The organism is Alphaproteobacteria bacterium, assembly GCA_025800285.1.
GTDB lineage: Bacteria > Pseudomonadota > Alphaproteobacteria > JAOXRX01 > JAOXRX01 > JAOXRX01.
On sequence record JAOXRX010000039.1, the window covers coordinates 86,355 to 93,401 of the forward strand.

General features: G+C 30.3%; 6 protein-coding genes and 1 tRNA gene. 3 read left to right on the plus strand and 4 right to left on the minus strand.

What is annotated here, in order from left to right; genetic code table 11:
• Position 1: 1 nt before the first annotated feature.
• On the minus strand, positions 2-1,084 hold the full coding sequence (mraY, locus tag OIF36_02590) for a phospho-N-acetylmuramoyl-pentapeptide-transferase (protein MCV6599352.1): 1,083 nt from the start codon (positions 1,082-1,084) through the stop codon (positions 2-4).
• Between the two features lie 170 nt (positions 1,085-1,254).
• Positions 1,255-1,330, minus strand: a tRNA-Glu gene (locus OIF36_02595).
• A 105-nt stretch (positions 1,331-1,435) separates the two neighbouring features.
• Between OIF36_02595 and OIF36_02600 the strand changes: the two genes are divergently transcribed.
• Positions 1,436-1,897, plus strand: a complete 462-nt coding sequence (locus tag OIF36_02600) for a 23S rRNA (pseudouridine(1915)-N(3))-methyltransferase RlmH (protein ID MCV6599353.1) — start codon at positions 1,436-1,438, stop codon at positions 1,895-1,897.
• 1 nt (position 1,898) lies between these two features.
• Here the strand turns inward: OIF36_02600 and OIF36_02605 are convergent, their stop codons facing one another.
• Positions 1,899-3,242, minus strand: a complete 1,344-nt coding sequence (locus OIF36_02605; protein ID MCV6599354.1) for an ATP-binding protein — start codon at positions 3,240-3,242, stop codon at positions 1,899-1,901.
• Complete coding sequence (locus OIF36_02610; protein ID MCV6599355.1) at positions 3,232-3,909, minus strand: response regulator; 678 nt, start codon at positions 3,907-3,909, stop codon at positions 3,232-3,234. The genes OIF36_02605 and OIF36_02610 overlap by 11 nt, the downstream gene beginning before the upstream one ends.
• 87 nt (positions 3,910-3,996) lie before the next feature.
• Here OIF36_02610 and OIF36_02615 point away from each other — a divergent pair, with 87 nt between their 5' ends.
• Entirely contained in the window at positions 3,997-6,591 is a 2,595-nt protein-coding gene (locus tag OIF36_02615) for an insulinase family protein (protein ID MCV6599356.1), read from the plus strand.
• A 131-nt stretch (positions 6,592-6,722) separates the two neighbouring features.
• A complete protein-coding gene (locus OIF36_02620; GenBank protein ID MCV6599357.1) occupies positions 6,723-6,884 on the plus strand; it encodes a hypothetical protein in 162 nt (53 codons plus the stop codon).
• Positions 6,885-7,047 lie beyond the last annotated feature (163 nt).

The following is a 7,047-nucleotide window of genomic DNA, read 5'->3' on the forward strand; positions in this document are numbered from 1 at the left end:
ACTACCTCAATTTTAATGTTGATAAACCAAGTAGAGCTAGAATAACTGCAATAATCCAAAAACGAATTACAACTGTTTCTTCTTTCCAACCCTTCTGTTCGAAATGATGATGTATTGGAGCCATCTTAAAAACTCTTTTCCCTGTAAGCTTAAAACTCAAAACTTGAACAATTACGGAAACAGCTTCTAGAACGAATAATCCTCCAATTATGGCCCAAACAATCTCGTGTTTTGTTATTACACTTATCATACCAAGACCAGCTCCGATAGCAAGAGATCCTGTATCCCCCATAAACACTAAAGCAGGAGGAGCATTAAACCATAAAAATCCTAAAGAAGCTCCAACTATTGAACCACATAATATTGCTAATTCTCCAGAACCGACTATATAATTAAGATTTAAGTATTCTGCAAATGTAACATGCCCCACAACATAAGCAATAATAGCAAAACATCCTGAAGCAACCATAACAGGCACTGACACCAAACCATCTAAACCATCAGTTAAATTTACCGCATTAGCAGAACCTATAACCACTAACATTGAGAAAGGAACAAAGAACATTCCTAAATTTACGGCAAGGCTTTTGAAAAAAGGGAATGACAAAAATAATGTCTCAGGAGAATTACTAAAGCAAGTATAAAGAACTCCTGCAAAGCCAGTTATCGCTATTTGCAATATAATCCTAATTTTAGCAGAGAGCCCATCTGTATTTTTCTTTGTTAGCTTAAAATAGTCATCGACAAAGCCTATTGCTCCAAATGCTAAGATTACAAATAGAGTTATCCATATAAATGGGTTTGCAAGATTCGCCCAGATTAAAGTTGATATAACTATAGAAACCAATATCATCAGCCCTCCCATTGTTGGAGTACCTGCTTTTTTAAGATGAGTTTGAGGGCCGAGCTTTCTAATAGGCTGTCCTGTTCCCTGTTTTAACTTCAACCATTTTATTACAAAAGGTCCGATTATAAAAGAAATAATCAAAGAGGTTATAATCGCTCCTCCTGTTCTGAAAGTTATGTATTTAAACACATTCAATAATTGAAATAACTCACTAAATGAAGATAAAAAATATAGCATATTTTGCCCCTAATATTTATAGATTTTGCATATAGATTATATAATAAATAAAAGCTTATACTTTATCAAGTAAAATATTGATAAAAAAACAAATACATTAATTTATAAAATTTATAGAATTATAATTCCAATATATAAAAAACCACCGCAAGCGGTGGCTTTTTATATATTGGTATCCCCAAGGGGATTCGAACCCCTGTTGCCAGGATGAAAACCTGGTGTCCTAGGCCTCTAGACGATGGGGACATAGTGTCTTATTCTCATCAGAGGTCTTCTTTATATAATGAAAATAAATTTTTTGCAAGCTTTTTTTTGATTTTTTTATTTTTTTTTGCTATAGTGCTCTACATTATGAAAATGAAAATTATATCTATAGGAAAAATAAAAGCAAAATCTCCAGAAGCAGAGATAATAAACGAGTATAAAAAAAGATTAAAAAACAACTCTTTGAAAATAATAGAGTTAGAAGTAAAGAACTTCTCAAATCCTCTAGATAAGAAGCAGAAAGAAGCTCAATTAATAGAAAAACATATATCAGATAATGATATTTTGATTTGCATGGATGAACATGGAGACAATTTAACTTCTATTAAGTTTTCTGATATAATAAAAAAACATCAAGATCAAGGAAAAGAAATAGCCTTCGTAATAGGAGGAGCATTCGGCATTCATGAATATCTTTTGAATAAAGCTCGCTATAAAATTGCTTTTGGCAAATGCACATTTCCTCATAAACTTCTAAGAGCTATGCTAGTAGAGCAAATATATAGAGCAATATCTATTATAAACAATCACCCTTATCATAAAGAGTAATTTATTTAGGTAATCTAATCACTACCTTTAAGCCTCCATAAGGACTATCATCTAAAGTAATACTGCCTCCATGAGAGTTTATAATATCTCTTGTAACTGCAAGACCCAAACCTACTCCTCCAGTATTTTTATTTCTAGACTTTTCGAGCCTAAAGAAAGGCTTAAAAACTTCTTCTCTATCTTTTGAAGGGATTCCTTTACCATCATCATCAATTCTTATTTCTATATAATCGCCTCTCAAGCCAACTTGAACCCAGACATTCTTGGCATATTTACAACCATTAGAAATAATGTTCGTCATAGCTCTTCTAAATGAATTTGGTTTAATATGAGCTTGTATTTCTTGCTCCAAATGAAGATCAATGAAACCTTTATTATAATGCTTACTTTCTGAATGAACTATATCTTTAATAAAGTCATTAAAATTAATTTCTTTAGACACTTCTTCATTTTCTCCTTTAGCAAAGGCTATATATCCTTTAAGCATTTCCTCCATCTCTTCAATATCTTTTAATAAATATTTATGAGATTCGCTTTCTTCCAGCATAGCCAATTCAAGCTTCATTCTAGTTAGAGGAGTTCTTAAATCATGAGAAATGCCTGACAACATATTTGTTCTTTGCTCTATCTGTTTTTTTATCCTATCTCTCATTTTTATAAATGATGTAGATGCCTGCCTGACTTCTTTAGCTCCAGCTATCTTAAAATATTTATAGGAGCTCATATCTCTACCAAAAGCTTCTGCTACATCTGCTAACTTTCTTATTGGTCTAATTTGATTTTTCATGAAGATAACCGCCATAAACAAGAAAAGCAAAGACAATCCTATATTCCATAATACGAATATATGAAAAGTTGAACTATATAGTCTCTTATAAGGAGTAGTAACCTGTATTATATCTCCACTTTTATTTTTAACTTCTATTAAAAAACTATCTTTTGAAACTTGAGCAATTCTATATTGAATAGCTCCAAACTTATCATTAAATGTTTGGATTGTGGCTTTTGATAGTTCATCATTTTTTTCAATAGAAAATAAATTATTATCTTTATATTCGAATTCTAACTCTGTTTCTTCACTAATTTTATCAAGTATTAAATGAGAGTAATCTGTATGCTCTGTAAGCTGCATAGCTATTTGTATTTCACTAGCTACTGCAAAAGCTAATCTTCTATTAATATGGAATAAGTGCCTATCAAAGAATATATACAAACCCAATGTTTGCACTAGAAACATTGGAATAAATATAATTAAAAAGAATCTATAAAACAAACCTTTTGGCACTAAAAGGTTTTTCATATGAGAGATATTTCTCTTTTTATTAAAAGATAATTTAGTCTTCATCTGATAATTTATATCCCTTTCCTCTAATTGTTTTAAGATACTTAGGATTCTTAGAATCTTCTTCAATCTTTTGCCTTAATCTCATAATTTGGACATCTATAGTTCTAAACTCTACAATTAATCTACTTTTCTTAAGCAGTTCATCTCTGGATACTGGCTCTCCATGAGCTTTTATCAAAACCTTAAGAAAGTTAGTTTCAATATTATTTAAGTATATTTTTCTTCCATCTGCTTTACTTAAAATCATGTTTGCATCATCTAGAGTAAAATCCGCAAATGTTAAATTACTTTTATAAACACCCTGCCTTCTTAAAATTGCCTCTATTCTTAATATTAGCTCTTTTGGATCAAAAGGTTTTGTTAAGTAATCATCTGCTCCTATTTCTAAACCAGCAATTCTATCTTCTATTTCTGTTTTTGCTGTTAAGAATAATATAGGTATATCATTTCCTGAGCTTCTAAGCTCAGAAGCAAACTCAAATCCTGTTTTCTCTGGCATCATAACATCCAACACCATCAAATCGAATTTATTCTTTTTTAGAATACTCTCTGCCTTTATAGCATCTTCTGCAGATTCTATATCGAAACCGTTCTCTTCTAAATATTTTGAAAGAAGAGTTCTTATCCTATTGTCATCATCGACTATTAAAATTGATGCTTTTTTCATAATTAGAGAGTATAAAACATAATTATTCTTGATACAACTAATTTTTTATGTTAACTATAAAAAACACAATACAGAGAGGGAAACAAGATGAATATTATTGAGTTAAAAAATGGTTTAAAAATTATATTAGAGAAGAGAAAAGGAACTGGCTTAGTTTCAATAGATACTTCTATTAACTGCGGATATGCATACGAATCCAAACCAGGGACTTCAATCATAACATCAAAAACTTTAATAAAAGGAACAAAGAGCTTATCATTAGATAAGATTCTGCAAAAAACAGAAGGAGAAGGAGGAGAAATAATATCCTCTACAGACACCGATTACTCTGATATAACAATGTTTACCCATTCTGCTAACACCTATGAACAAATAAAAATACTGGCCAGCATACTAACAGAGCCTCTTTTTGATAAGAAAGAAATAGAAAAACAAAAAAAATTAGTATTAAACAATATTAAGTCAATAAAAGATAATCCTTCTTCTTATGTTAGTGTTAAATTATTAGAGGAAGCATTCCAAAATCAACCATATGCAAACACTCCCTTAACACAAGAAGCAGAAATAGAAAAAATTACTCAAGAAGATGTGAAAGAATTGTTTTCTAAACATTACAATGCTTCAAATATGGTAGTGTCTATTGTTGGAGATATAAATTTAGAAAAAGTAAAAGAAACTTGTGAAGAGCACTTATCAAAAATCCCTGCAGGAGACAAACAAGATTTACCTAAATCTGAATATACTCCTTTCTATTTAATAAAAGAAGATAAAAATATTGATCAAGCAAACCTTAAGCTATGCTTTAAAGGAGTCGGAAGAGACCATCCTGATTACTTAACTTATAAATTACTAATAGCTACAATTAGCGGAGGATTTTCTTCTAGAATGTTTAAAGCCATGAGAATTGAAGATCAGCTAGTTTATTCTTTTAATTTAACAAACCTTGGGTTTAAAAGTGATGGAGTTTTCTGCATAAATGCAGGTACGGGTAAAGGAAAAGCTGAAATACTAATACCTAAAGCTATGCAAGAACTAGCTAATTTTATATCTACAATTGAAGATGAAGAAGTTGAATCAGCTATTACTGCTTATGAAAAAAGCTTTCAAAATAATCTATATGACTTAAATGCTTGCTCTTCTTTCTATTCTTATGAATTACTAAAATATGGTTTTGTTCATAATAGTAAAAACCTTCAAAACAAACTAAAGAAAATATCTAAAAATGATTTATTAAGAATAAGTTTAGACATTCTAAAATCAGAACCAAGTTTAATATCAGTTGGGCCTAAAGACGGTATTCATTCAAAAGAAGAAATTGTTAGTATTAAAAATAAAATAGTTAATGAAATCAATTTTGAAGAAGCTTTGAAAAGAGCCGGCTCAACAGAAACAAATCCTCAATGGCTTCCTCTTAAAGAAACAGAAGAAGATTATGGTGAATTTAAAATTTCTAAATTAAAAAATGGATTAAGAATAATATCTCAAAATAGACCTAACAACCTAGTAACTTGTGGATATTGGGTTGGTGCTGGAGGACAAAATGAAACCCCAGAAGAACACGGAATATCTCACATGTTAGAACACATGGTATTTAAGGGAACAAAAAATTTCGGACCTGAAGAAATTGATGGTATAATTGAGAAAAAATTATCATGTTATTTAAATGCATTCACAACAAAAGATAAAACTTGTTACTATTCTTACAATATATCTCCCGATAACATATATAAAATTGCAAATTTATTAGGAGAAATGGTATTTACTCCTACTCTTAGCGATGTAGAGTTTAATGGTGGAACTAAAGAAGATGGCTCTATTATGAAAGATGGAGAAAAAGAAGTTGTTTTTGAAGAAATAAATAGATCTAACGACAATGTTTCAAATTTAGTATATTACGGCACTATGAAAGGTGCTTTTGGTAACACTGCTATTGGAGGAAGAGTCTTAGGGACAAAAGAAAGCTTAGCCCCAATGACTGGAGATAGTTTAAAACAATATCATGATAAATGGTATGTACCTAATAATATAACATTTGTTGCAATAGGTGATGTAAATCACGACGAATTAGTTTCAAAACTAAATGAAATGTGGGGAAATATAGAGCCAGTTGAAATTAAAGAAATAAAAGACTGGAATTATATTGGAGAAGAAACAAAACTTATTAAAAAAGATAAAGAAATGTCTATGTTAAACATATCTTATGAAGCAAAACCTGAAAGACATGAATTAAGTCTATCATATGAAATATTAGCTATAATTTTAGGACAAGGTAAGTTCTCAAAATTACATAAAAAAATAGTTGAAAAAGACAAACTTGCTAGCCACATATCTTCAGGAACCTATGCAATGAAAAATGCTGGTCTGCTTATGATTAGCACCAGTTGCAAACCAGAGAATGTAGATAAAATAAAAGAAACTGTATTTGATATAATCAAAAACATAGAGATATCTGAAGAAGAATTAAAAATGGCGATATTAAAATTTAAAACAGATAAGAAATCTGAGATGCTTTCTCCATCTGATACCTTTGTTGATATTGGTTACTCTTATATGAATACAGGAGATATTAATTCTATTGAAAAAGTAGAGAAAGATTTAAACAAAGTAACTATGGAAACTATAAGAGAAGTTATAAACTCTATTATAAAAAGCAAACCAACTATATCTATAGTAGGTAAGTAAGCTCTTATAAGTGGATATATAAATTATTTTTAATATTTTATTTATAATCATTCCCATATTGCTATAGTGGATATGAGTTGAAATCCCATAAGCATGAAAAAAGATTTTTCGACTCCTTACAGTCGCTCAAAATGACGATATCATTTTTCCCAGTCCGTCATTCTGATGAGCGGAGCGAAGAAGAATCTCATCGTGTTAAAGCAATGTCACTCCTCCTACTTTGTCATTCTGAATGGACACACTTGTGTGGTAGTGAAGAATCTTCTTGTGCTACTGGATGTAAATCAATATAACACAGGCTCGAAAAGATTCTTCACTTTGTTCAGAATGACCTTAATACTTTCCCCAGTCCGTCATTCTTGTAGATGTTAAATAATTCGTGGACAGTTTTCGTTAAATATAAGAAGATGAATTTAACGAAGGAAAGGAACGAATAATGAGCATAAAGTTAAAGAA